Source organism: Bartonella tribocorum (assembly GCF_002777915.1).
Classification (GTDB): domain Bacteria; phylum Pseudomonadota; class Alphaproteobacteria; order Rhizobiales; family Rhizobiaceae; genus Bartonella; species Bartonella tribocorum_A.
Genome location: NZ_NJGE01000024.1, coordinates 1 through 25097, shown reverse-complemented (window position 1 = coordinate 25097; position 25097 = coordinate 1). Strand labels below are relative to the sequence as shown.

General features: G+C 39.0%; 32 protein-coding genes. 12 read left to right on the top strand and 20 right to left on the bottom strand.

The window, feature by feature from the left end; all coding sequences use genetic code 11:
- Window positions 1–532: 532 nt before the first annotated feature.
- Together CER18_RS08325 and CER18_RS08320 are read left to right on the top strand one after the other, a co-directional pair.
- The gene (locus tag CER18_RS08325) at window positions 533–844 is read left to right on the top strand and encodes a hypothetical protein (protein ID WP_100129546.1); all 312 of its coding nucleotides are present in this window, start codon (window positions 533–535) and stop codon (window positions 842–844) included.
- Window positions 845–973: 129 nt separating this feature from the next.
- Entirely contained in the window at window positions 974–1285 is a 312-nt protein-coding gene (locus CER18_RS08320; RefSeq protein ID WP_100129545.1) for a hypothetical protein, read from the top strand.
- A gap of 140 nt (window positions 1286–1425) precedes the next feature.
- Here the strand turns inward: CER18_RS08320 and CER18_RS08315 are convergent, their stop codons facing one another.
- The 9 genes from CER18_RS08315 to CER18_RS08270 form a co-directional block, all read right to left on the bottom strand.
- Window positions 1426–1653: a hypothetical protein gene (locus CER18_RS08315; RefSeq protein ID WP_143242720.1), complete on the bottom strand. Its 228-nt coding sequence runs from the start codon at window positions 1651–1653 to the stop codon at window positions 1426–1428.
- A gap of 660 nt (window positions 1654–2313) precedes the next feature.
- A complete protein-coding gene (locus CER18_RS10565) occupies window positions 2314–3276 on the bottom strand; it encodes a DUF6990 domain-containing protein (protein WP_245410076.1) in 963 nt (320 codons plus the stop codon).
- A gap of 125 nt (window positions 3277–3401) precedes the next feature.
- The gene (locus CER18_RS10740) at window positions 3402–3533 is read right to left on the bottom strand and encodes a hypothetical protein (protein ID WP_280951583.1); all 132 of its coding nucleotides are present in this window, start codon (window positions 3531–3533) and stop codon (window positions 3402–3404) included.
- 88 nt (window positions 3534–3621) lie between these two features.
- Window positions 3622–4785 carry a DUF6990 domain-containing protein gene (locus CER18_RS08300; protein ID WP_100129542.1) on the bottom strand — a complete coding sequence of 388 codons (1164 nt, stop codon included), beginning with the start codon at window positions 4783–4785 and terminating at the stop codon, window positions 3622–3624.
- A gap of 13 nt (window positions 4786–4798) precedes the next feature.
- Window positions 4799–5173 (bottom strand): hypothetical protein, encoded by a 375-nt coding sequence (locus tag CER18_RS08295; protein ID WP_100129541.1) that lies wholly within the window; start codon window positions 5171–5173, stop codon window positions 4799–4801.
- A gap of 567 nt (window positions 5174–5740) precedes the next feature.
- Window positions 5741–6274 (bottom strand): hypothetical protein, encoded by a 534-nt coding sequence (locus tag CER18_RS08290; protein ID WP_100129540.1) that lies wholly within the window; start codon window positions 6272–6274, stop codon window positions 5741–5743.
- A gap of 291 nt (window positions 6275–6565) precedes the next feature.
- Window positions 6566–7108: a hypothetical protein gene (locus CER18_RS08280; protein ID WP_245410075.1), complete on the bottom strand. Its 543-nt coding sequence runs from the start codon at window positions 7106–7108 to the stop codon at window positions 6566–6568.
- Between the two features lie 329 nt (window positions 7109–7437).
- Complete coding sequence (locus CER18_RS08275) at window positions 7438–7734, bottom strand: hypothetical protein (RefSeq protein ID WP_143242719.1); 297 nt, start codon at window positions 7732–7734, stop codon at window positions 7438–7440.
- Between the two features lie 146 nt (window positions 7735–7880).
- Window positions 7881–8132, bottom strand: coding sequence for a hypothetical protein (locus CER18_RS08270; protein WP_210199637.1), 252 nt, complete (start codon window positions 8130–8132; stop codon window positions 7881–7883).
- Window positions 8133–8230: 98 nt separating this feature from the next.
- Between CER18_RS08270 and CER18_RS10560 the strand changes: the two genes are divergently transcribed.
- Genes CER18_RS10560 through CER18_RS08260 form a run of 3 tightly spaced genes read left to right on the top strand, consistent with a single transcriptional unit; the run spans window position 8231 to window position 9248 of the window.
- Window positions 8231–8524 (top strand): NADPH-dependent FMN reductase, encoded by a 294-nt coding sequence (locus CER18_RS10560; protein WP_245410074.1) that lies wholly within the window; start codon window positions 8231–8233, stop codon window positions 8522–8524.
- A gap of 7 nt (window positions 8525–8531) precedes the next feature.
- Complete coding sequence (locus tag CER18_RS10555) at window positions 8532–8714, top strand: hypothetical protein (protein WP_245410073.1); 183 nt, start codon at window positions 8532–8534, stop codon at window positions 8712–8714.
- A gap of 18 nt (window positions 8715–8732) precedes the next feature.
- Window positions 8733–9248, top strand: a complete 516-nt coding sequence (locus tag CER18_RS08260; protein ID WP_100129536.1) for a short-chain dehydrogenase — start codon at window positions 8733–8735, stop codon at window positions 9246–9248.
- A 1744-nt stretch (window positions 9249–10992) separates the two neighbouring features.
- Here CER18_RS08260 and CER18_RS08255 read toward each other — a convergent pair.
- The 9 genes from CER18_RS08255 to CER18_RS08215 form a co-directional block, all read right to left on the bottom strand.
- A complete protein-coding gene (locus CER18_RS08255) occupies window positions 10993–11178 on the bottom strand; it encodes a hypothetical protein (protein WP_100129535.1) in 186 nt (61 codons plus the stop codon).
- Window positions 11179–11615: 437 nt separating this feature from the next.
- Complete coding sequence (locus CER18_RS08250; RefSeq protein WP_100129548.1) at window positions 11616–11975, bottom strand: hypothetical protein; 360 nt, start codon at window positions 11973–11975, stop codon at window positions 11616–11618.
- An 88-nt stretch (window positions 11976–12063) separates the two neighbouring features.
- Window positions 12064–13209 (bottom strand): DUF6990 domain-containing protein, encoded by a 1146-nt coding sequence (locus tag CER18_RS08245; protein ID WP_100129534.1) that lies wholly within the window; start codon window positions 13207–13209, stop codon window positions 12064–12066.
- Between the two features lie 13 nt (window positions 13210–13222).
- Entirely contained in the window at window positions 13223–13594 is a 372-nt protein-coding gene (locus CER18_RS08240) for a hypothetical protein (protein ID WP_100129533.1), read from the bottom strand.
- 208 nt (window positions 13595–13802) lie between these two features.
- The gene (locus CER18_RS08235; RefSeq protein WP_245410072.1) at window positions 13803–14066 is read right to left on the bottom strand and encodes a hypothetical protein; all 264 of its coding nucleotides are present in this window, start codon (window positions 14064–14066) and stop codon (window positions 13803–13805) included.
- Window positions 14067–14219: 153 nt separating this feature from the next.
- Window positions 14220–14417, bottom strand: coding sequence for a hypothetical protein (locus tag CER18_RS08230; protein ID WP_100129532.1), 198 nt, complete (start codon window positions 14415–14417; stop codon window positions 14220–14222).
- Window positions 14407–14964: a hypothetical protein gene (locus CER18_RS08225; protein WP_100129531.1), complete on the bottom strand. Its 558-nt coding sequence runs from the start codon at window positions 14962–14964 to the stop codon at window positions 14407–14409. The genes CER18_RS08230 and CER18_RS08225 overlap by 11 nt, the downstream gene beginning before the upstream one ends.
- Before the next feature lie 57 nt (window positions 14965–15021).
- On the bottom strand, window positions 15022–15570 hold the full coding sequence (locus CER18_RS08220; protein WP_100129530.1) for a hypothetical protein: 549 nt from the start codon (window positions 15568–15570) through the stop codon (window positions 15022–15024).
- 12 nt (window positions 15571–15582) lie between these two features.
- A complete protein-coding gene (locus CER18_RS08215; protein WP_100129529.1) occupies window positions 15583–16089 on the bottom strand; it encodes a hypothetical protein in 507 nt (168 codons plus the stop codon).
- Window positions 16090–17509: 1420 nt separating this feature from the next.
- On the opposite strand from CER18_RS08215, the gene CER18_RS08205 reads away from it, so the two are divergent.
- Complete coding sequence (locus CER18_RS08205; protein WP_100129527.1) at window positions 17510–18079, top strand: hypothetical protein; 570 nt, start codon at window positions 17510–17512, stop codon at window positions 18077–18079.
- Between the two features lie 218 nt (window positions 18080–18297).
- Here CER18_RS08205 and CER18_RS10735 read toward each other — a convergent pair whose 3' ends face one another.
- On the bottom strand, window positions 18298–18423 hold the full coding sequence (locus tag CER18_RS10735) for a hypothetical protein (RefSeq protein WP_280951582.1): 126 nt from the start codon (window positions 18421–18423) through the stop codon (window positions 18298–18300).
- Window positions 18424–18596: 173 nt separating this feature from the next.
- Complete coding sequence (locus tag CER18_RS08200) at window positions 18597–18845, bottom strand: hypothetical protein (protein ID WP_100129526.1); 249 nt, start codon at window positions 18843–18845, stop codon at window positions 18597–18599.
- Window positions 18846–20167: 1322 nt separating this feature from the next.
- Here CER18_RS08200 and CER18_RS08195 point away from each other — a divergent pair.
- From CER18_RS08195 to CER18_RS08170, 6 genes are all read left to right on the top strand, one after another.
- On the top strand, window positions 20168–21118 hold the full coding sequence (locus CER18_RS08195) for a YopJ/AvrA family T3SS effector serine/threonine acetyltransferase (RefSeq protein WP_100129525.1): 951 nt from the start codon (window positions 20168–20170) through the stop codon (window positions 21116–21118).
- A gap of 373 nt (window positions 21119–21491) precedes the next feature.
- The gene (locus CER18_RS08190) at window positions 21492–22418 is read left to right on the top strand and encodes a YopJ/AvrA family T3SS effector serine/threonine acetyltransferase (RefSeq protein WP_100129524.1); all 927 of its coding nucleotides are present in this window, start codon (window positions 21492–21494) and stop codon (window positions 22416–22418) included.
- A gap of 637 nt (window positions 22419–23055) precedes the next feature.
- Window positions 23056–23718 carry a lysozyme gene (locus CER18_RS08185; RefSeq protein WP_100129523.1) on the top strand — a complete coding sequence of 221 codons (663 nt, stop codon included), beginning with the start codon at window positions 23056–23058 and terminating at the stop codon, window positions 23716–23718.
- A complete protein-coding gene (locus CER18_RS08180; protein WP_100129522.1) occupies window positions 23715–23951 on the top strand; it encodes a hypothetical protein in 237 nt (78 codons plus the stop codon). Before CER18_RS08185 ends, CER18_RS08180 begins: the two co-directional genes overlap by 4 nt.
- Window positions 23875–24087, top strand: a complete 213-nt coding sequence (locus tag CER18_RS10550; protein ID WP_100129521.1) for a hypothetical protein — start codon at window positions 23875–23877, stop codon at window positions 24085–24087. Before CER18_RS08180 ends, CER18_RS10550 begins: the two co-directional genes overlap by 77 nt.
- Window positions 24080–24292, top strand: coding sequence for a hypothetical protein (locus CER18_RS08170; RefSeq protein ID WP_100129520.1), 213 nt, complete (start codon window positions 24080–24082; stop codon window positions 24290–24292). Before CER18_RS10550 ends, CER18_RS08170 begins: the two co-directional genes overlap by 8 nt.
- Window positions 24293–25097 lie beyond the last annotated feature (805 nt).

Below are 25097 nucleotides of genomic sequence, written 5' to 3'. Positions count from 1 at the left end.
CTTCAAAGGAGTGCATCCTTCCCCTCAAGGGATACATGCCTAACCCTCATGGCACGTATCCAATCTCTAGAGGATGCACTCCAGCCCTCAAAAAGAGTGCATCCTTCCCCTCAAGGGATACATGCCTAACCCTCATGGCATATATCCAATCTCTAGAGGATGCACTCCAGCCCTTCAAAGGAGTGCATCCTTCCCTTTTCGGGCTTGACTCAACTTTTATCGCATTGCATTTTAATGAACCCTCGTTTTTATAAATCTGTAGTCAATGGCACAAAAAGAATTCAGTCAGCAGTTCTTTTGTCACCCATCTTACGGAATTCCGCTTTCGGATATGGCTTTTAAGCTTTTTTAAAAGATCCCAAAAATAGAATCAGAAAGAATTGATTTAGGCAATTAAGGGTAAATTTTGTCAAAATGTAGACAAAGTTTATTCTTTTTTATGACTGTTGTATTTTTACTATAGTCATTTAAAGTGAATTTATATATAATCCGTATCGATATTTATTTGTAGAAATAAATATAGGAGAAAACGATGAATATCAGATATTTTTTCATAGCGGGAGCAATCACAAGTGGTTTAGCTCTTGCGATTCAAAAATCTGATCGTATAGTCAATAAACAGCCCTCTCCTATTGTTTCTCCTTATACTGATAAGAAAACGCATTTACAGTTTTTTAAACCAGTAGGGAACCCATCGGATACATTGAATATACTGAGGATAAATAGCAGGCAAGAATCAATAAACGATATACATGAAAAACGAAGAACTTTATTGAATGCAATCGTTAGTTTTTTAGGATCGGTTATTGTATATTTCATACAAATAATTTCTGCTAGAATATAAGATACAAACAGCTCTTAAAATAAATTTATATACATTTTGTATATATTAAAAATTAAATACAAAGGCCCTTTTAAAATAGGGACTTTGTTTATCGATATTTATTTATAGAAGTAAATATAGGAGAAAACGATGAATATCAGATATTTTTTTATAGCGGGGGCGATTACAAGTGGTTTAGCCCTTGCGATTCAAAAGTCTGATCGTATAGTCAATCAACAACCCTCTCCTATTGTTGCCCCTTATACGGTTGAGAAAACGCATTTACAGTTTCTAAAACCAGTAGGGAGTCCATCGGATACATTGAATATACTGAGAATAAATAACAGACAAGAAACAATAAACAATATGCAGGAAAAAGCAGAAAATTTATTGAATGCAATAGTTAGTTTTTTAGGCTCATTGATAATATATTTCATACAGCTTATTTTTGTTAGAATATAAGATACAAACAGTTTTTTTAATAAAATTATCTACATTTTGTGTATATATTAAAATTTAAATAAAAAGGCCCTTTTAAAACGGGGCCTTTGTTTTTTTTAATTTTTATTGTTCCAATGTTACGCTCTAAAAAACAACACGTTTTACTTTCCCATACAGCAAAGGACAAAGGCTCTCATCCCCACACGACGGCTCTCATCCCCACACGACTTTCCCCACACTGCTTTAATGAGTGATGGGGGCTTTAATGAATGCTGTTCCCCAATTCCACTTTTCTTCCCCAAAATTTCTCTTTTATCAAAAAATGCCCTTGGCATCCACACAACCATAGGATTCACTTCTAAGCCTCGATGAAAAAGGCACCCAAACATACGAAAATACCCTAAAATTTTCGTAGCAATATCCCCACACCCCAAAGGAAGGCATATCTCATAAAAATAGAGACGGTATTTTTTATCACGCTCTCTCCCGCGTAAAGAATGAAATTTCTCAATCTATATTAATTGGCTATATCAATTGGTAGAAAATCCAGTTTTTCTTGAATCATTTTCGCCTCTTGAACGCTTTCCCCCACGCGGAAAACAATAGTATTTTCATAAGCTCTATGGGAAAATCTTTCCCTCACATATTCATCACACACTTTTATAAAAAACACCAGAATGTGTAAAAGATCACCCCATTGAAAATGATGGCATTTTACGCGGTCAATCATGATGTATTTTTCTCCTATTCAGCAGAATATTTTTTCATCTCTAGCGTGCTTTTTTTCACGGAATAAAGTGGCTTTTGTAAAAAAGAATAGACTTCAAAAAAACAAGAAAAAGACAAATTGATCATCATTTGTCCGCCCCTATTTTTAAGAATCAAATTATTTTCAGTTTATTTTTTTTAAAACGTGCTGTACTTCTCGATTCTTTCGAGCCCTTTTATTTTGCTTTGGTGTCAATGCCTCTCAATGGTGGTTTTTACTCTCTTGCAACAAGAGCGTTCTTCTTCAAATCAGAGAGGTTTTTCTTCAACAAGTGCGTCAACTAATCAATTTTTATATCCATCAATGCAAGTTTACCATCTTTAATATAAGTAATATCCGGAGAACCCTTTACACCCCCTTTTTCAAAGACACATGGTTTATCACTCACAGCGTATCCTTGTTCCCTTAATTCTTGTTTTTTCTCTTCAACTATTTTTTTATGAAAATCTCGTTTTTGATTACATAAATCAGGAACTCTCGCTCTAAAAAACTGATAACCCTCCACTTCTATGGAGCACATTTTTAAAACCTTTTCCAGCAGATCGTAACTGAATTTTCCTGCCTTTTTCACCTCTTGCGCCATCACCATCGCGCGTTCCAGCTGGATTTTTTCAATGGTTTCATCAAAGCCAAGCTTTTCTCCTACCGCAAAACTTTCGTCATAAGAACCTAAAGTCTCCACATCCCCCAGCAAGGCAAGAGCAGCAAGATGCAGCAAAGCATAAGGAGCAAACTCTACTTCATTATTATTATTCGTTGTCCATACTAAAGAGTCTTTTTCCCAAGGTGGAATACGATATTGAGAGCGAAGCATTGTATACAAACAATCATCTTCCATGATCCATTCTAAAGTTCTATCAAGGGCTTTTTTTAAACATGCGGCGCTCACTTTTTCTTCAAAAATTTCCAATCCATTGGGCACAAAATTCATAAATACCGTTGGCAAAATCCCAGAATTAAGAGGATTAATCGTCTGACAAGCCACCGCAAAAATACCGCTCATCACTAAAAGTCCGCGATCAAAGGGTGAAAATTCTTCCACGTGTTTTTCGTTATAGAGAAATTGCACTTCACGATCGGGCAAAAAGAAGGTTGCCAAATGATCTCCTTTTCCCTCAATTTCCACGGACCACCCCAAGCTTTTTAAAAGCGCTGTTGCACTTTCTATCGTGAGAATTTCATGATCATCATCGACAGAGAACTCTTTTTTCTTGCTCTTGACAGAGATCTTCTTATTCTTCATCACCCTTCCCCTTCGCTCCCTCACAACATCTCCATTAGCGCGATTCCAAAACCGCGCCCGATCTATAAACAATGGTCAAAATTCAGGCTTTTTCTTCCCTAAAAAACCACCCTCAACACTGCTCTTTAGCGCAAGGTTTTAGGACAGAACCATAAAGAGCGCCAAAACATCTTAAGAGAAAAAATATGATAAAGAGCAATAACCCTTAATGCTGAATTTCTCATCATTTCTTCAACCATTTTTTCCCCTTTGCTCATGATTTTTTAAACGCTATCTCCTGTTCTTTCACACGCTTTTTCGTTCTTCTTCAAATCAGAAGCGTTTCTCCACCAAAAGCGTAGAACACTAATCAATTTTTATATCCATAAATGCAGGTTCACCATCTTTGATATAAGTAATATCCGGAGAACGCTTTACGCCCCCTTTTTCAAAGACACATGGTTTATCACTCACAGCGTATCCTTGTTCCCTTAATTCTTGTTTTTTCTCTTCGACTAAATTTTTATGAAAAGCGCATTTTTGATGACATAAATTAGGGTCTCTCACTCTGAAAATCTGATAGCCTTCCACATCTATAGAGAACATCTGAGCAGCCTGTTCCAGCACATCATAACTGAATTTTCCAGCCTTTTTCACCTCTTGCGCCATCACCATCGCGCGTTCCAAATGGATTTTTTCAATGGTTTCATCAAAGCCAGGCTTTTCTTCTGCCGTAAAACGTTCGTCATAAGAACCTAAAGTCTCTACATCCCCCAGCAAAGCAAGAGCACCAAGATGCAGCAAAGCATAAGGGGCTTCTTCTTCATCCGTTGACCATGATGAAGAGTCTTTTTCCCAAGGTGGAGAACAATATTGAGAGCGAAGCATTGTATACAAACAATCATCTTCCATGATCCATTCTAAAGTTCTATCGAGGGCTTTTTTTAAACATGCGGCGCTTACTTTTTCTTCAAAAATTTCCAACCCATTGGGCACAAAATTCATAAATACCGTTGGCAAAGCCCCAGAATTATGAGGATTAATGGTCTGACAAGCGGCCGCAAAAATACCGCTCATCACTAAAAGTCCGCGATCAAAGGGTGAAAATTCTTCCACGTGTTTTTCGTTATAAAGAAATTGCACTTCGCGATCAGGTAAAAAGAGCGTTGCCAAAAAATCTCCTTTTCCCTCGATATCCACGGACCACCCCAAGCTTTTTAAAAGCGCTGTTGCCCTTTCTATCGTGAGAATTTCATGATCATCATAATCGACAAAGGGTTCTTTTTCCTTTTCCTTTAGTTTCAAACGCTTCTTCTGGATTACGGCTTCGTCTTTCCAAAACTGCTGAAGTGCGAGATCATTTTCTTTAAGCGCGCATTCCAACGCGCCTTTTACTCGGACATTCATTTTTATCCGTTTAAAGACAGAGCCATAAAGAGCCAAAACCAGCATGATAATGATCATGGAAACAGCCACAACCACAAAGAATGCAGGATCTAAGACACGGACAATGATAGGATCAATGTTCATTTTTCCCCCCTCACTATTTACAAAGCCCATGCGACAGAGAGCTTATTTGCTCTCGCTCAAAGAGCGCTTGGTCTAGTTTCTGAATATTTTCTTGCAATTCATACATCACTTTGGCACGAAGCCATAACATCACCGGAATCAATAAAAGGGCACAACCGATTATGAAGTCCGTTGTTCTCAGGATAACGGCATGCACAACATGTTGCCACCCTATCAGCTGCCAATTTAAGACCTCTGGTAATTTTAGCATCATTATCCAGATGATAATAATAACCGCAATAGCGAAGATAATTTTATAATCCTTTGCTGAAAGCAACGCTTGCTGAAACGAAAAAGAATGCGCTCTTTTATGCGTTTCTTGCTCTGATACCCAATTTTGCTCCTGCATTTATTCCCTCTCACTCTTTAAAAAATCGATACGGTAGAGAGCTTATTTGCTCTCGCATGAAGATTGTTTTTTCTCGTTTCTAGATCTTTTTTCCCAATTGATGCATCATAATGCATGCAAAATCCCAATATCACCGGAATCCGGAATGAAGAAAAGTCTACAAACCGTTATGACTTTTGCGTCATGATAAAAATGATAAAGAAATCATAATATTCGTGGTACCTTACCCGCTTTGACCACCCTCCCCACTCAAACGATGAAGAAAATCCCAATTTCCCACTCTAGGCTTTAGGACCCTACATGACCTTTAATCCTCACCCTGCCTTTAAACAATGACGCTCGATAATTCAAGCTTTTTCTTCCCCCAAAATCCACCCTCAACGCTGCTCCTTAGAGCAAGGTTTTAGGACAAAACCATAAGAGAGCATCAAAACATCTTAAGAAGCAAAATATGATAGAGAGCAATAACCATCAATCTCGAATTTCTCATCATTTCTTCAACCATTTTTTATTTCTTCAACCATTTTTTGCCCGCTCATGACTTCTTAAACGCTATCTCCTGTTCTTTCACACGCTTTTCAGTTGTTGTTTTAAACAGTAATATTTTCTCGCCTGCTTAAAGACTCCATAATAAAGTTCCACAATCGTTATGGGAACACACGCAATCCGAAGTGTCACGAGCAGAAGTACGAAACCAAATACCATGACAAGAATATCATCTATTTTTACCCTATCACCCTTTTTATACCGATGCTTTTGGTGACAGGCTATTTCCCCCTGTTGCCGGTTTATTTCATTTAATTTCCGAGTATTTTTTTTCAACAAATGCCACAGTATGATGCAGACGATCAACATAATCGGAATCAAGGCAACAACACACACGACACTCACTTTCCAGAGCACACACAGAAAAAGAAAAAGGGGTGTATCTTGCCACCCTGCCAATTTTTCTTGCTCCAAGCTTTGGAACAAGAAAATTCTGTTCCCCAGCTCAATGATGAGTGAGAGAAAACAAAGGACAACATATTCTCGCAGAGAAGAAAACTCTTTCTCAAAAAAATCGCGCGGTCCGTTATAAAATGCTGAATTTTTCCCCTTCATTGCTCTTCCCTTTTTTATACAGACACATTTCTTTTCTCACGCCCGCTCTTTTAAGCACCACGAAAAGTGCAGCATGGCTTTTCCTTGTTTTCTGGTCAATCCCCCAATTCTCTAAAAATGCTCTTACTTTCCAAATGATAAGAGCATCCTCCTCATCTCCAACGACAATAGGCTCCCCCCTCAGACTTCTTCCCCCTCTTTGTCTGATGTTTCTCCCCCCCCCTCTTCTTATGTCACGAGAATGGATAAACCTTGCCATTTCCCCCTGACCATCCCTGTGCCAGCGCTCTATTAGGCTCTTCTTTCACGCATTTCAATTGCCTTTTTCACGCAACAATACATTCTCACACGCTTGAAGATAAAATAATAAAACTCCAAAATAAGCATGACAACACCCGCCGTAAAAAACACTTCAAACAAAACGATAAAGCAAAGGAATGCGATAAAAACACGGCTTATTTTTTCTCTATCGTTTTTTGAAGGATTATTTTGTCGGCCCCCCATTGAACCCCGTTGCTGGATCACCTCATCCAACTGCTGAATCTTTTTTTTCAACAAATGCGTTAAGATGAAATAAAACACCAAGAGAACAGGCATCAAAGCAAACACACACACCATGATGACTTCACGCAGCACAAAGAATGCCAAAAGCGTATTATCTTGATCTACGGACAACGGCCATTTAAATTCTAAGGGTATCAAAAGAATTCTATGACCTATCCCAATCAGAACAGAAATAAAACAAATGATGCTATGCTCTTTATAAGAAAGAAAGGTCTCTTCAAGAGAAAAAGAATGCGGCCTTTGATCCCCCATTGAATTTTCCCGCTTCATTTGCTCTTCCTAGCTGACGCAATGATTTATTCTTTTTCTTTCTTGACACAAATAATCTCTCAAGTAAAATCCCATGGTTATCCAATAGAAGTCATCAAATAGAATGCTTCACAAAATACGTCTATTACAGAGTCCTTGTATTCGTAATATTGATGGTACCAATCTTTAAATACTGTCCCTTCACGGATTTGTTTTTTTAAAAAACCATCTCTCACCACTTCCAAACCACTCTTGCTCCAACCATTTCATGATGCTGCCCTTGAGCACACACGCCATAGGTTCCCATGAAGGGTATAACGATAAGCTTTTGATCAATATATAAAAATCCATCACCGCCCCAACAACACCACGACAAACCACACCACCCCGACAACAACAGCCCCACGCCGCCACGAYAAACCACCCACCCCGACAACAACAGCCCCACRCCGCCACGACAAACCACACCACCCCGACAACAACAGCCCCACACCGCCACGACAAACCRCACCACCCCGACAACAACAGCCCCACACCGCCACGACAAGCCACACCCTTGTGGCTCTACAACAGCCTATTCTTGCTGCGGCCATAACAACCTTTTTGAGAATATTTATAAAAGGCATTCTTGTTCTTTTCTTAATCATTTCCCCCCATCCCCACTTCACGACATGCAAGAAAGTGTCTTTCATCGTTTCAATCTAAAAAAATTTGCAATGAGAAAGTCTTTATGCACTCTCATGCAACGAAGGGGAAATGATCATAATCATTCAAAATAGAACTCTTCTATTTTTCATTGGGGATCTTGCAAGCCAATAGAGTAACGCTCTAAGAGAGCAGCTCTTTTTGAAATAGAGTGTTTTAGCATGAATGAAAACGCTAACGTTTCCTTCCAAGTTTGAGGTGTTATTTTTTTCACAACACTGTTAAAGTCGATGAATTCGATAACCATGCGATACAAACACAATGGCTCTTTATAAACAGCATGATGATATGCATCATTTTTTTTACAATCCGCCATAAGCCTTGCATAAGACTTAATCATAAAAAAGGAGAAAGCTTTTGAATAGAGCAATTATTTTGGGGTCTGTGCGTCAACCTTCTTTAACAAGAACTTTAGCCAATTATTGAGCAGATTGCCTCATGAAGCGGGGTGCATCCCTTTATTGGGTTGATTTGCGTGACACCCCCTTACCAAGGACAGATCCCGATTATCATCACCAAGTCGAGGCTAATCCAAATGCTGCGGTAAGACAATTTGTAAAAACCATCGCAGCAGCGGATGGTATTATTCTTGCAAGTCCCCTTTATCAAGGTTCTTATTCAGGGGGTTTAAAAAATGCTCTTGATAATTTGGCCTATAATGCCTTTTTAAATAAACCTGTTGGACTTATCTCTCATGGAAGTATCGCAAAAAAAATGTGCACAACCGTGTGAGCATCTCTTGCCGGTAGTGCGCACGCTTTATGGTTATGTCCTCCAATGCCAAGTCGCTTCCGCCAAAAAGGATTTTGCATCAGATGACGAAGGTCGTACTTGGAAAGTTATAAGCAAAGAGGTAAAAACACGTTGCGAACGGCTTGCTGATGAAATGGACACATTTTTACAGCAAAGAAGGAGCATTTAAAGCAAAGAGAGAGGGGACATGAAAAAAAAAGAGACGCAATACCGTTATTTAATCGTAGGAGGCACAGGAATGCTTGCTCCTTTGTGCCAATCACTAAAACCAAAAGAAGTCATTATTGCGGCACACTTTCTTTCGCATAAAGTCCAGCTAGAAGCATTCCAAAAACAACATCTGTGTGTGCCGTTGGATTATGATTGTGCGGCATCACGAACACAATTTTTAGAAGCTGTGAAACAATGGCATGGTCTAAAATATTGTGTCTTATGGATTCATTCGCCCGCGCATGCATTTTCTTGCGCATTAATTGAGCAGTTGGCTCTTTTGCCTACGCCCCCGTGTATTCTTCATATATTGGGTTCCAACATTCATGATCAAATAATAACTGAATGCGCGCACAAAAATAAGGTTGATTTCATCCCCATTCACTTAGGACACAAAAAAACATCAAAAGGTTTACGCTGGCTAACCCATCAGGAGATAAGTCAACAGATCCTAGATACCATACAAAACCACATGAAAAAACAAAACATGTAATTCGATCCCTGCTTTTGCTTTTTTGGACAAAGCGCTGACCTTTACCTTTACAGTTGTGCGTTTTTACGATTTTACTCATTCAAAGAAAAAGGAGAGACCCGATAATTATCCTCATTAAAATCGATTGATTTCGATGAGCCTTTCCCCTCAACTCGCCACGCCATTTCAACCGTTCCCCCATCCCATTCCAACTTATTTGCGGCTCTGCCCTCAATGCTCTTTACCTTTCACCCGCAGCCCTACAGCTCCTCTCTCAAATATCTTGTCTTCATTGCCCTCTACACCTCCATTCGCCCCTCTTCTTTCGACCATCCTTCCCAAAATTACCATGCTCTTGATACAGCACACTTTTTTTTCATTTACAGTTTCACACTTTTACGATTTTACTTATTTACAGAAAATAATAGAGATCCAATAACCATCCAAACCTATTGATCACCAACCTTTCCGCCAGCTCTCTCACCATTCCAATCTTTACGTCTCTTCCCTAGACGCTCTTTACCTTTCACCCGCAGCCCTATAGCTCCTCTCTCAAATATCTTGTCTTCATTGCCCTCTACACCTCCATTCGCCCCCTCTTCTTTCGACCATCCTTCCCAAAACCACCATATACTTTAGAAAGCATACACCCTTAGCTTTGCAGTTTCACGCTTTTACTTATTTACAGAAAAGGGTAGAGACGAGATAAACATTCCAAGCCCATTGCCAAAGCCCATTACCAAAACCTATTGCCCAAGCCTATTTGCCAAAACCTATTTGCCAAAACCTATTATTGGCATCGGCCCCTCTTCAAAAACAGATATCAGAATAATTTGCGATAAGAAAAACAGTATTCCCTTCAAAACCATGAAACAATGGCATGATCTAAAATGATGCCACCCCCATAACAAGCACAATACAAGCTTTTTAAGCGCTGCCTCTCATGACCACATGATTTCATTTAAAATTCAAACGTTTAATAAAAAAGCAAACAGCACCGCACATATCCCCCATCTTTCTTATCTTTTCAGCGCCGCTCACACCCTCCTCAAACCACCATGCTCTTGATACAGCACACTTTTTTTTCATTTACAGTTTCACACTTTTACGATTTTATTTATTTACAGAAAATAATAGAGATCCAATAACCATCCAAACCTATTGATCACCAACCTTTCCGCCAGCTCTCTCACCATTCCAATCTTTACGTCTCTTCCCTAGACGCTCTTTACCTTTTACCCGCAGCCCTATAGCTCCTCTCTCAAATATCTTGTCTTCATTGCCTCCTATACCTCCATTCGCCCCCTCTTCTTTCGACCATCCTTCCCAAAACCACCATATACTTTAGAAAGCATACACCCTTAGCTTTGCAGTTTCACGATTTTACTTATTTACAGAAAAGGGTAGAGACGAGATAAACATTCCAAGCCTATTGCCAAAACCCATTACCAAAACCTATTGCCCAAGCCTATTTGCCAAAACCTATTATTGGCATCGGCCCCTCTTCAAACAAAGAAAAAGGTAAAATGGAAAAAACAATATGCCCCTGACCACCTCCTCATAACAGGAGAATTACGCGCGCTTTTTCAGCGCGGCATTTAATTGCCGTATCACCTTATAATACGAGATCAAACGCTTAATAAAAGAAATATACAGTGTCACAATGGGTATTGTTAAGAAAAAATCAAGAATGCCCCCCCAACAAACCTACCAAAACCACCCTAGCCGCTGCCGCCATCTCATCATGCATTTTATCCTCTTCCTTTTATACATTGATTGATTGGGGTGCTTTAGTCACTTCTTCCAATTGCTGAATTTTCTTGTTGAGCTGAGAGGTTAAAATTTCACGAAGGATGATAATAACAGGAACCGTTACCAAAATAGATGCCCATAAAAGAACAAGGCAAAAAAAGAAAATGGTAAGATCGATAAATCTCTTCTCATCTGTCACAACATTTATCTCTTTATAAAAAGTCACAAAGGCATAAACTTTGAACACCATAATGATGAGAGAGAGGCATGAGAGAATGACATAATTTTTGCGCGAAAAAGCGAGCCATTTTTTAAACGAAAACGAATGGGAACTTATTTCTGTATCCAGTGCTCAATTTTGCTGCACAATTTCTTTTAGGCTTTTTAGAGCTTCTTTTAGTCTTTTTTTAGAGAAACAAAAATGCTGCGGCTGTTCGCTCATTAAGCGCTTTTGTTTTTTCACTCTGAAATAGAGCCTCAAACACTTGATTCAACAATCATAAGGCGCCACAATAAGCATATTGACAAAAATGGCTAAAACCTTCACAGCCTCGAGCAGAAAACAGCCAAACGGCAGAAAAAAAATAAAAAGCGCGGTTTCACTTCTGCAGGGCGATCGCCTCACCGGTTAATTTCTTACGGCTTTATTTCTTCTTTCAGTTTTTGCCTTATTTTTTCCAATTTTCGCTCTTTGAAACTGCGTAGTCCCCAAAGGATCGGAAGAGGTGTGAGAAGACAAAACCAAATCAACACCGGTAAGAGAAAAATAAAAGAACCAATTCCCTCCCATCTTGTCCACTGCAAGGGCTGTACGAAAGACTTTGCACCCGCAGGAACTTTTAAAGCCATCACGATAAGGCATGTGCAAAACATCATGAAAAAGCAGTACCCTATCATTTTTAAGCTTTTCCCCCCTTTATGGCTTTCTCCTAAAGAAATCTTAATTTTTTTGAATGAAAAGAAAGACTCTTCAAATGTTGTATTTTTCTCCTGCATTGATCCCCCCTCAGTTTTTCTCATTTTTACGCGCCATTTTAATTTTAGTATTAAGCTTTCTTTAATGTATCTAAACTCTTTATATTTCTCAATAATTTTTTTCATCAATCTCAATTTTTACATCCATATATCTTACTTCCCCGTCCTTCATGTAAAGAATATGAGGACGCACGTTTTTTCCATCAACCTCACAAATCGTGTCCTTTTCGTAAACGGTATATCCCTGTTGCCTTAATTCTTGTCTTTTTTCCTCGATCAAATTTTCGTAGATAAAGCGCCTTCTATTGCACAAGTCTGGATCTGCGGCTCTAAAATATTCATAACTCTCCACCTCTAGGGAATAGGTCTTTGCTGCCTGTTGAAGCAAATCGTAACTGGGTTTCTTTGCCTTTTCGACCGCCTGAGCAATCACCATCGCACGTGCTAAGTGCTCTTCTTCAATGCTTGTCTCAAAGCCCAGCCTCTCACCTTCCATAAAGCTTTTGTGATAAGCGTGTAGCGTTTCAACATCCCCCAACAAAGCCAGAGCTGCAAGATAGCGCAGTGAATAAGGAGTCAATTGCGGAACCACAATTTCGTTTTCCCAAGGAAGAGTGCGATATTGAGCGCGAAGCATATTGCCAAGATCAACATCACTCATTGCCTTTTCTAAAGCTCTCTCAAGCGCATGACGTAAACGCTTTGCGCTTACCTTTTCTTCAAAAATTTCCAATCCCTTCACATCAAAACTCAACTCCAGAGCAATCAAGCCTCCAGAATTATAAGGGTCTATCGTTTGGCAAGCCGCCGCATGGAGACCAGAGCCCACCGCAATTCCACAATCAAATTGCGGATACCCCTTCTCAGCATTATAAAGAAACTGTACCTCACGGTCTGGTAAAAAGAAGGTTGCCAAATGATCCCCTTTTCCTTCAATTTCTATCTTCCATCCCAAACTCTTTAAAAGTGCCGTTGCACTGTCCATCGTGACAATTTCCTCATCAGCAAGAGAAAACGCGTTCAAAGCATTTTCTTCAAACGACAGCTTCAGCATCGGTGTTTCGCCGCTGGATTGCTCAAAGGCAATCGGTTCTTTAAGCACACGTCTTAATTCTTTTGTCACTTGGCAATACAGTCTCACCCGCTTGAAAGCAGAATAATACAATGCCCAAAAAAACATCATGCACAGAGCAGAAAGCAGTGTGAAGAGCATCAAACCCACACCCCATGCGAATACAACAAGGATATCTTTCATTTTCCCCTCCCCTTCATGTGCTTTTTTGTCGACACGCAGCCGCTATCGGCTTCCAGGTTGCCTGCTCTAACTGATCGATCTTTTTGTTCAACAAATGCGTAAAAAGGATACGGACCACAAAGGCAACAGGAATGAACACAAAAACAAACCCTGAGATCAACTCCATGATTAACAAGAAAAGAGCCGCGACACTCGCTTCCCACTCTGTCAACTTCCACCCAAGCTGCAATGATACGAAGAAAGCCGTTCTAACAGCAGCAAGAGTAAAAGTCATGCAAAAGATAACTTTATAATTTTTGCGTGTCAGAAATGCTTCTTCAAGCGAAAAAGACCGTGGTTTCCTTCGTTCCCTATCCCATGTTGTATGTTGTTCATCGCTCCTCATTTTTTGCCCCTCATTTGTCTAAAATTTTAAGCCATTGGCATGAATCGAAACTTTTATCCTTCCCAATGAATTCAGTTTTTATATCAACGCATCACGATCAATCGCTTGGTCTTTCTCCATCTTTTTTATGCGCGAAAGCCTCTTTTCCCTTTAAACCTCACACCAATAAAAGCGCACCGATAATGGATAAAAATAGAAAAACAAACTTTCATTTTGCCCTCCCCCTCATGCGCGTGTTTTGTTCATAAGCGGTTTTTCTTCGCTGCTCGATGGCTTGCTCCAGCTGATCAATCTTTTTTTTCAACAAATGCGTAAAGAGAATACGGACCACAAAGGCAACAGGGGTCAATAAAAAAAGAAGCACTGAGATCAAACCCAATATTAATGTGAGAATGAAGAGGCTATAATTCCACCACCCTGTCAAATCCCACTCAAATAACAGTGCAGATGCTATCTTAAAAGCCTCAAACATAAAAGTCATGCAAAAGATAACTTTATAAGTTTTGCGTGTCAGAAACGCTTCTTCAAGCGAAAAAGACCGCGGTTCTTTAGCCGATAGTGAATATTTTTTTGTAGTCTTGCCAAACAAGCGAAAGCTGTTCCTTATCAAATACGCGACTGCTTTTCATTTTTGTGAGATCTGTTTTAAGGCGATATCGCGTTCATTCAACACGCATTTCAATTCCTTTTTCACACGGCAATAGAGCCGCGCACGCTTGATAAACAGATAATAAATGATAAAAAGCGGCACCCATACTACAATATTTAAGAGCGTAAAGAACAGGAAAGAACAAGCTGCTAATGCTATCATACTACTCGTCATTTTGTCCCCCTTGCACATTCTGCATACGGATTGCTTGATCGCGTTGTTTTATGGCTACTTCCAATTGTTGAAGCGTTTCTCTCAATTTTCTCGTTAATTTTATGCACACCATGCCAATGATCGGAGACAAGAAAAGAATTGCTAACCATACAGCACTCAAGAGTATCATGATAAAATTAGCGTTCTCACTTTTCCACCATACTAAATTTGCGATAGAGAAAGCCGATTGTAGAAGAGAAAAGAGGACAAAGACAACAAGAATTATTTTCCATTCTTTTGAAGAAAGAGGCAGAGATTCTTTGAAGTTAAGAAAACGCATTTTTGCATCAAGGGTCTCAGGCACAAGATTGTGTTTTTTCATTTCTCCCTGATCATTGCGCAATTGTTGTATGGCTTGCTTTTGTTGCGTCGTCCTTTTTTTCAATTCTCGAGCAAGTTTAAAGGACAACCTCACATGCTTGATCAACCGATAAGGAAGCCTGATGATGACCATCAACATTAAAATGACAATAATAATGCCCCCTAAAACAGCCAAATATTTTATCATAATGTTCCCTTTTTTTTCCTATCACATTGATGTTCAATCATCATTTTTACTTTCTACTCAAGCAAATTTTTCTAATCTCCTCGTTGTATTTTTCACGCCAAATGTAAGGAGACGATGAAGAATTAAAATGACAGGCAAAGCAACAACAATAAATTCCCAGACCCTAAACAACAGCCCTATGACAAAGAAACCAATGTAAAGCAAGAAAGGTGCATGATTTTGCAAAAAAATCGCAGATTTTGGAAGAAACGCTGAAAAAACGATAAAACCTGTGAAAAGCACAAACATAACGAAGGTGATTGAAAAGATCATTCGACACTCTTCTCTTGAAAGAAGCAAAGATTCTTTAAAAGAAAGAGCACTGAACTGCGTTGCAAGAACTGTATTCCGCCCCCTGCCCTTTGTCTGATCATGCCTCAAGTCCTGTGCTGTCTCTTTTTTTAATTTTCGCCGCATAGCCCATAACAAGATTGTTCGCTTTATCAAAGAATAATAAAGCGCCAAGATTGTCATCACGGTAGAAAAGAGTACCGAGCAAAATGCAGCATAAATAAAGAGAACCGTCCCTACGCCAATAAAGACTCCAAGGATTAAAGAAGCGCTCACGTATTCCCCCTATCATGTTCTATCAAAAGATTGGTTGTCTAGCTGTTGCGGCTCTGACACGGTTTCCCACAACAGCAGCATTTGTTTCACATCCCGTTTCACCATGGCGAGAAGAACAAAAAAGAATGGAAAGAACGCGAAAAGAACGCCCACAATCATTTGCGGCATAAGACATAAAAAAGCCCAAACACTATTCCACCCCGCATCACGCACATACCCGATGATAGAATTTTTAAAAGGATTTTGAAGACTCTCCTGAATTATTTCTTGAAAATTTTTTTTCCCCATTTCTTGAAACTGTTCATTGGATATAACGTGAAAAAAATCCCAAGGCTGCATATAGGTAGTCGCGACAAAAAGCACCAACAAGAAGATAGCTAAGCAACAAATGATGACATAATCCTTTGTGGAGAGAGCCATTCCTTTTTTAAAAGCAGCCCATTGATCCGACACGGACTGTGAGATAAAAGCCTCATTCCCCTCATAGGTAGATTGCTGTTGTGATTGATCTTTGATCATACGGATGTCCCCCACGTCTAAAATACCCACGCTTTAATATTTGCAAACACGCAACCAGCGTGAGGGAATTGCCTAGCACTCTTCGCATCATGAAGCAAGCGCGAATAATTTCTTTTAAGTCTTTTTTAAATTGCTTGAATAGGGAACAAGCAAGACGCTCTCTCACGGCTTTACAAGCCCAGACGCCCCTTTTCCCCTCCTGATTGATCACATAAACCCTAAAGCCCCTTCCCCTTAAAAGACGCTGTTTGACAAAAACCAAAAAGCAAACACGCCACAGGCAAAAAATAAACCGATGACCTAAAACGCACCCACAGAACCTTTAAAATTTTTCAATTCTCATCTTTAAATTTCTTATTTAAATTTCTTAAATTAAAAAAACTCCTTTAAAATGAAAAAGCAATATCTCACAAGCCCCCCAGCTTTATAAAAACCTCTCAGACCTCTTTTCTCAAGCAATAGAACGCTTCTTTGGACCTTGCATCACGCCATCTAAGCAACAGCCCCCTCTTTCTCATGCTCAGCCCCAAAACCACAAAAGAAGCTTTTACCCTCTATAAAGGAGAAATAAAAGGAAAGCGCCACACCCAATCGCTTAGATTCCTCACAGTTTATTTTGCTGCAATATTTGAACCAATAAACGATATTTTATTTGAAAATAGAGCGCATCTTATGCTATAATGACAAGAGTGGGTAAGGTCGTTTTCTATCATTGTCTGCCCCTTCAGTATCCAGAAATATCCTTTAATAAAGGATTATCTTTATAAGAGAAGCTGTTCTACAAAAAACGACTTATAAAGAAGAAGATATGCTGTGTGATAAAGATCCGACATCTTGGGTTCTGCGCTTAAAAACAAAAATCTCAATCCCCCAATAACAAACCAAAAACAAACCAATACCTTTTTCAAAGGAGGCGTTAAAGAATTTTAGCAAAACGCGGCGTCAGAAAAAGGCCCTATCATTTCCAGATAATTCTCAATAAACCCTCAATAATGCGACGAGAAAAGAGAAAAAATAAGAGGAGGAGAAACCGCATAAAACTTTATTTTTTCATTCACTTTTGACAAAAATTTCTTTTTACTTTTCCCAAGACGTTGAGAAATTTGTAAAAAGGAAATCATCTGCTATCGATGCTAAAAAGATAAGAATAAAACAGAAGGGGAAAGAAAAGAATACAGATAGGGTCAAGAAAATGTTAGGAAATACCAGAGATCTTTTTGCTCTATAATGGTGCTGTTTTTTACGCTTAAAGACTTTGTTTTTCCTTTGCTCTGCCACAGCTTATCTCTCCAAAAGTATTTTCTCCCTCCAAAGGATTTTTCCTCTCCACTCTTTGCCCCCACTCTTTGTTTCAAGTGCTTTTTACAATCACTGTCCCCCAAAAGCAGACAGTTTATTTTTCATTCAAGTGGTTAAGTTCATGAAAATAAGTAAAAAACGCGGTAGACCGAAAATAACAGGCAAACTCAGAGAGCCCAATGGGCGTCTTTCACGTGCTAAAGATACGCGCACATCAGCGCCTCAATCAGCCATTGAAATGCGTGCAAAACACTTTGGGTTAAGCCTTGAAGAAGCCAAAAATCCGCTTGTGGGAACCTATATTGGGCGCCTTTGTTTGCTTGGCTATAAAGGAGATTCATCAGGCATCAGTAAAGAGCAATATGACACAGCGCAAGAATACTTACAAATTAGAAACGACTATTTATGTGCTAAAGGTTTACCAAACGGTTATTATGATGGCTTTAAGCACAGCACATCTGATGAGAAAGCAAAAAAGCAATGGGTTGAAAGAGTAACCCAACGCTATGAAGCGATGCAAGAAGCAATTAAAGAAGCCCAATATCTGCATCGTCAACACAACTTTCATGCGGCGTTACAATATCTTGTGAGTGAAGATCAACCACTGCCAATGCTTGTTGGTTCGTTGCGCCTTATTCTGGATGCCCTTTATAAACATTTTGACGGCTCCAGACAAAAGCGCCTTCGCTAAAAACACCCCTCGTTATCCCCCACAAACAAGAACAAAGCTTTAATAAGCTCCGCCGCGTTTGCAAAGCCCCTCTTCAGCACAGGGATACTTGAGATCCACAGCAAGCTTCCCCTTTTATCGGATTTGCAGATTTAAAACGTGCACGTCAAAAAACAAGCCTAAAAATAGCCCCCACGCCATAAAAAAACACATCACAACCGATCAAACAACATACACCCTCAAAAGAAAGGGCAGCATAACAAAACTGTGCCCTCTTCACCCCACCCCTGTTGTAACAAGCTACGCCCCTCATAGACCTTACCACCAATGATAATACGACAATTTGAATATTTAAGACAATTCATAATAAGCATATTGCGTTGCGTCCTATATAATTTTCTATAGGTTTTTTATCTCATGACGGATAAGAGATGATTTTGATTCAAAATAAGTTTTAAAGGAGAAAATTTTACGCTATTTGGATTTCTCATTCAAAGTAAATAAAAATAAATGATCATTATAAATCAATAAATTATTATTAAAAACCACACATTGATTTTTGTACAAAATGAAAAGCGCATGCTTTTAAATCCAAGAAAATCCCCAGCCATAATCCCTCATCCACGCCCTTGCTAAGAGAACAGCCACCACAACCGCAATCGCTCACAAAATCGTCCACAAAATCACAATGATCCCGCCTTGCTCTCTCACCAATAGCTGCCAAATCCCAACCTGCCCACAAAAACTTCCCTTCTACCCATAAAAAACCACGCGTTTCAAACCACAACGCTCCTCTCCCCCTTGCCCTTTCTTTCCCCCAAAAATGTTCTTTGCCACATTAAAAACTTTTCCATGTAAGTATTGCCAAACAACCAATGAACGCGCTTTTTTCTGTTGCTTTGTTTTCGCGATAAAAAAAGAAAAGGTATCGTTTTTCTGTTGACAGAATATGAAAAATCGTATTTAATGACAGGTGCGGTAGAAGGATATTTGCGTCTTATTTTCATCATTAAATATTTGTGTTGCGGTAGGCTGTTATAAAACCTGCACTAAAGTAGTGTGTGTTGTGCAGCAATGGTAAACAATGATAAAATGGTGTGACGTTTTACTGTTTGAGAAAATTAAGCAGGAGCTGTTTAAAGAGTTCAAAAGTTTAAAGTTTACTGTCCGACGGCATCTTCATCTTTTTTTTCACGTCTTCTTTTTAAAAGTGCTTTTCTTTTGCCTTACCAAAAGCCGGTGTTATGAGATAGGCAAAGAAAACAGCATCCCCCTAAAACAACAGCCCCACAAGCTCCCCCCCAAAAAAACACCGATGCAATCGATCATAAAAATGATACGCAATAACCCAAACACTGCGATTTCTGTTGCCACCCAGTGCATTTTAGCCACCCCATGCTTCAAAGCTGCTCACTTCAAAAGATGAAGCTTTTCCCCCGTCGTCGCTTTGTAAAAAAACGAAGCCTCTTAGCAGGGTGCACTTGAAATCCACAAACCTTTCCTCTTAAAGTTTCCCCATGGTCTTCACTCAAAACTTAAAAACGCAACCAACAAACTTAAAAACAACCCACATGCCCTTAAAAAAGACTAAAAGTATCATCAAGAAGACTTGTCTGATACCCCAACAGCTCAAAGGACAGTTTTTTACAGCATAACAATGTTTTACAGCATAACCGGATAATTGATAGCTGATGATTGATCCTATCTTTTTCCGGAAAAAAAATCCAAAGGGAATGTTCTTAAAAAATAGGCATTGTTGTATAGCAAATGCCGCTTGCGGATAGTTTCATTTTTTCACACGGAAAAACTTTTGAAAAACAGTCATCTCTCCAGTGCAATGAACCCATGCGATAGCAAGACCTTAAACGATAAAGATAACATTGTCCCAAAACTTCTGACAATTTTTATAGATTTTAAGGCTATAAAAAAATCCGCGGAATTTTTAAACTTAAGAAAGCCTCAAATTTTAAAAGTCTTCTTATAAAAACAGCTAAAAGATGATTTTCTCCTTTATTTTCAAGAAACAAAGGCTTTTTTTCACAACATTATTTGGTCAAAATATTAAGAAAATAATATGGCCTCTCGATCATCAAGAGAAAGGCTAAGAGTATAAAACCACAAGCTTCAAAAGATATTTCTCCTCGTTCATCACCAACACCAGAAGGAGCCAGTGCACAAGAAGAACCAAACACAGAGGCATCCTTAGAAAATCTTGCAACACATTTAGAACAGCTCAATATCGAAAAAATACCAAATACTCCTTTCAACCGTACAGAATTAAAAGATATCATTACAGGCTTAGAAAAGCATAATGCCGATGGAAGTTGGCTCAAAAACTATTATGATATTTTAGATCTTTACATGATGCCAGCCTTGGTCGATCAAGCAAATCGTAAATATCCAGAGATGAATCTTAAACTTACAACTCCCCCTGACGGCTTTGCCCTTGCACTCAAAGACACACTTGAGAGCGGTATAAAATCTTCCAGATTTATTGTTAATGCACAAGATAGGGGCATCCATTTTGCGGTTGTGGATCATCAAACCATTGATGATCAAACATCTTTGATCTTTTTTGAACCGACCTCACTGCGTGACACGCTTCCCGCCTTACTCGCCTTAAGAACACGACAATCCCTTGAAGAACGGCAATTTCCTCCTATTCATTTTGCCACGGCGGAAATGGACATTCAACGCAGTTCCTCTGAATGTGGAATGTTCAGTTTAGCGCTTGCCAAAAAGCTTTACTTTGAATCTCAAAAATTAGAAAGACTGCACAAAGATAATGTTAAGGGTGTCTTATGTGAACCGAATACACCTTTACCGGCTGAAAAATTGGATCCGTATATTCCCCCTCGTTTATACAAACACCTGCAAGGAAGAAGACGTCTTGGAGAATATCTGAAATCAAATCCAGATGCTAAACATGAAAAAGTCAACAAAAAAGGTGAAACTCTAAAGGAGAGATTTGAGAAAAACTTAGTGAAAACAGAAACAAAAACAGCCTCTATTTCACAACACAGAAAAAGAGCAACGGAATACAAAGCTTTGATGCTGTAATGAACGCTTTAGCCCAATTTCCGTCTTCATAAGGGAGAAGCGATGCTGTTTTAGAGTGCTCTAAGCAAAGCGTTTTTTCCGTTTGTAAGATAAAGAGGTAAAAAGGCAAACCAAGCAATGTATCTCTTAAAGAAACAGTCAAAAGGGTGTTTTTCTATAAAAATGAGCATACTTAAAACGCGTATTTTAAGACCTTGAAAATCTAGAAAACACACACACAAACTTTAAATCTAACAGACCTCTCAGCCCTGTTTTTTTACGATTTTTTTAGCTCTCCAAGAAACGCTTATCGCTTTCCTTTTTCAAAACATTGTTTAGCCAAAATGTAAGAAAATAATATGGCCTATCGACCATCAAGAGAAAGGCTAAGAGTATGAAGCCTCAAGATTCATCGCCCTCTCGTTCATCGCCAACACCAGAAGGAGCCAGTGCGGAAGAATCTTTAGCAGACCTTATTGCCCGTTTAATGCAAAGTTCTGTTCAAACAGAAGAAGAACATGTTGCCCCTAGTTCTGAAGAATTACAAACTATTATTACAGGCTTAGAAGATGATCTTGCCACGGGTTGTTGGATTAACTCTTATTATGAAGATACCGATATTAGAGTGATGCCGGCTCTCGTCAAAAAAGCAAACAGCAAATATCCGGACATGAATCTCAAACTGGCTCTTACAGCAGAAGATCTTACATACGCACTCAAAGAAACAATTGAGAGCGGCGTAAAATCTTCTCAATTTGTTGTAAACTTGGGGAGCAGAATCCACTTTGCAGCTATGGATTATAAAAAAGTTAATGACAAAATCTCTTTGATTATGCTTGAACCGACAACATTTCAGAATATCACAGCTGCGAAACTAGGGATAAAAATAAATCAAACCCTAGAAACGCTTCAACTGCCTCCTTATTCTTTTACCATGGCCGAAATGGATATTCAGAAAAGCTCTTCTGAATGTGGAATCTTTAGTTTAGCCCTTGCCAAAAAGCTTCATCTTGAATCTGAGAAATTAGCAAGACTGCATAAGGATAATGTTAAGGGTGTCTTATGTGAGCCCCATTCATCTTTATCTGCTGAAAAATTAGATTCCTATCTTCCCCTCAGTTTATACAAACATACGCAAGGAAGAAGACGTCTCGAACAATATCTAAAAGCCAATCCGGGTGCTGAACATGAACCAGTCAACAAAAAAGGAGAAACTTTGAAAGAGAGATTTGAAAAAAACTTAAAGGAAGAAGAAGCAAAAACCGTCTCTGTTTCCCCCCACAAAAAAAGGATTACGGAATACAAATCTTTAACGATGTAATTGACATTTTTTCTCTCTTCGCTCTTCATCAAAAAGCGAAGCGGTGCTATTTTACAGCGAAGATTTCTCTAAGCAAGCCAACTTTTACGTTCAAAAAACCAAAACAGCAAACAACTTGCTTTTTAAAGCAAAAACATCATTGTTCTATAAAAATCAATCCCTCTTAGAATTGTATCAAAATTCCAAAGCTCTTTTTAACCCAGAGTGTTTTTAACAATGAGACTATTTGGATAAGCAGCAGGCTTAATCCATAAAATATTGCATGCTTTCGTCTTCAGTAACAGCCGATGTCTTATCTTTCTGAGAGGATCTGCTTTTAAACGCCTCCCTGCCATACGAATAACAAAATCGCACGAGAGCACGCTTATCGTCTATCCACCCAACATCAGCCCGCCACCCCACAAGACTCTCTCAAGCAGCCCCCCCTATGAACGAGGTCTCAAAACCAAACAACCAGCCAAGAGCAAACACCACCAACCCTTCCCTCACTTTAGATATCTAATTGGGATGTCGTAACCAACCTTTTGATTTCATTAAAGTTTCACGTTTCTTCTATTCTTGAAGCGTAAAAAATTCATTTTTAATCTGTCAACCAGCCTCACGTTAAAAAGTGAGGCTTTATTTTATGGAGAAGCAAATGAGAAAAATATCATCATCAGGGCTTGCACTCATTAAGCAATGGGAAGGATTACGTTTACAGGCTTATAAAGATGCCATTGGGGTGTGGACAATCGGCTATGGGCATACCAGTACGGCTGGCAAACCGTTTGTTCACAAGGGCATGATTATCACTCAAAAGCAGGCCGAAGAAATTCTTTCTCAAGATTTAAGACAATTTGAAAATACTGTTGAAAAAAATGTGACGGTTTCCTTAACAGATGAACAATTCGCCGCGCTCGTATCGTTTTGCTATAATGTAGGAACAGCAGCCTTTTGCAAATCGACCCTGCTCAAAAAACTCAATAACAGCGAATATGAAGCCGTCCCTTCCGAATTACAAAAATGGACCAAAGCAGGGGGAAAGCGTCTTCACGGACTTGTGCACCGTCGTACAGCAGAAGCGGGATTATGGGCAAAAGGCGCTTATGTTTCGCCCAACTATCAAACCGTAGAAACAAAAGAACCCATGGGTTTTTTCAAAGCAGAAGCACTAACCCCTATTATTGGTTCTTTTTCTGGCCTTGGAGGCTTATTGGCCGGCAATGGTCCCATCCAATGGGCCTTGGCAAGCATTATGGTTTTAGCTGCCTGTGTTGGCATTTTCTTTGTAGCAAGACGCTTTCGGGAGCAACGTTTATGATAGAGTGGCTGAAAAAAAATTTGATGTTAACAGGAACGGTTCTGACTGCTTTTTTTATCGCTTTAACAAAAGCTTTTATGCTTGGAAAAAAGCTTGAACAGCAAAATCAAATAGAAAAAACGTTAAAGTCCTCAACAACACGGCTAGAGGTGGAAAATGAAATTAATCAAAAAAGTGATCCTGATATACGCGCTGCTCTTGCTCACTGGTTGCGCCATAAAAACGATCAATGAGTCTTCATCTTGCGTTGGTTGGATGCCCATTTATTTAGATCAAAAAGATCTCAAAAACATCAGCTCAAATCTCGCCAGAGATATTTTAAAGCATAACAAACAAGGGGAAGGCTTGTGTGGGTGGAAACATGGCTAGAAAAAAAGTAGAAAAACAAACAGAGCTTACAGAAAAGGAAAAAGAAATTCTCCAAGAAATCATCATGGCTTATAAAAGTATCAAGGTGATGTCACGCTATACGAAGTGGGTTATATTCATCATTTTCCTCTTAGCGCTTGATTTTTCACGTATCATGGATGCCTTGGCAAATATGTTTACACAAAAATCAAATATTCAGCTCTAAAATAAACAATCAAACATGAGACGTGTTCAATCTTAAAAAAACATCCGTTATTTTTTAAAAAACACGCAGACTTTATTGATGATTTTTCACGTCTCATGAACCATTTTTACACGCTTTACAAAGCTCTTCTGCAATAAATTTTCAAAGCATTATAGTGACATAAATTCTATCAGCATGAGAAGAGATTTAAAAAAACATAAGAAAGAAACTTAAGCTAACACAAGAAAATAATCTTGAAAAACAAATAGCCAACGTGCATTTTTTTAATAACGTATTGATATACAGAGAATTTTATCTTCATCATCCATACCATTAAAACCACTCAAAGAGTTTTCTTTTAAATAAACGCATTAGTTAAGCAACAAAAACCATCTTATGAGATACACCCCTCCATCTTTTATTGAAGTATAAAAGAAGCCTCTATAAGTTTCATACACTTCATGAGCGCATTATACCACGCACCAGCCCCGTACCACATCACCAACTCCATCACGAAACAGGCCTGAAAGCACAAGGTCTTTTCTCTACTGATTTCTGTAAATTTTCAAAACCGTAAAAGCGTGGAGCTGTAAAATGAACCATAAGAATGTGCACTTTAGCCTCCATACCACACACCAATCCCCCTTCGCACCACGTCACCAACTCCATCACGAAATAGGTTTGAAAGCACAAGGACTCTTCTCTGCTGATTTCTGTAAATTTGCAAAATCGTAAAAACGTGGAGCTGTAAAATGAACCATAAGAATGTGCACTTTAGCCTCCAGACCACAGCACCAACCCCCATACCATGCACCACCCCCCATAC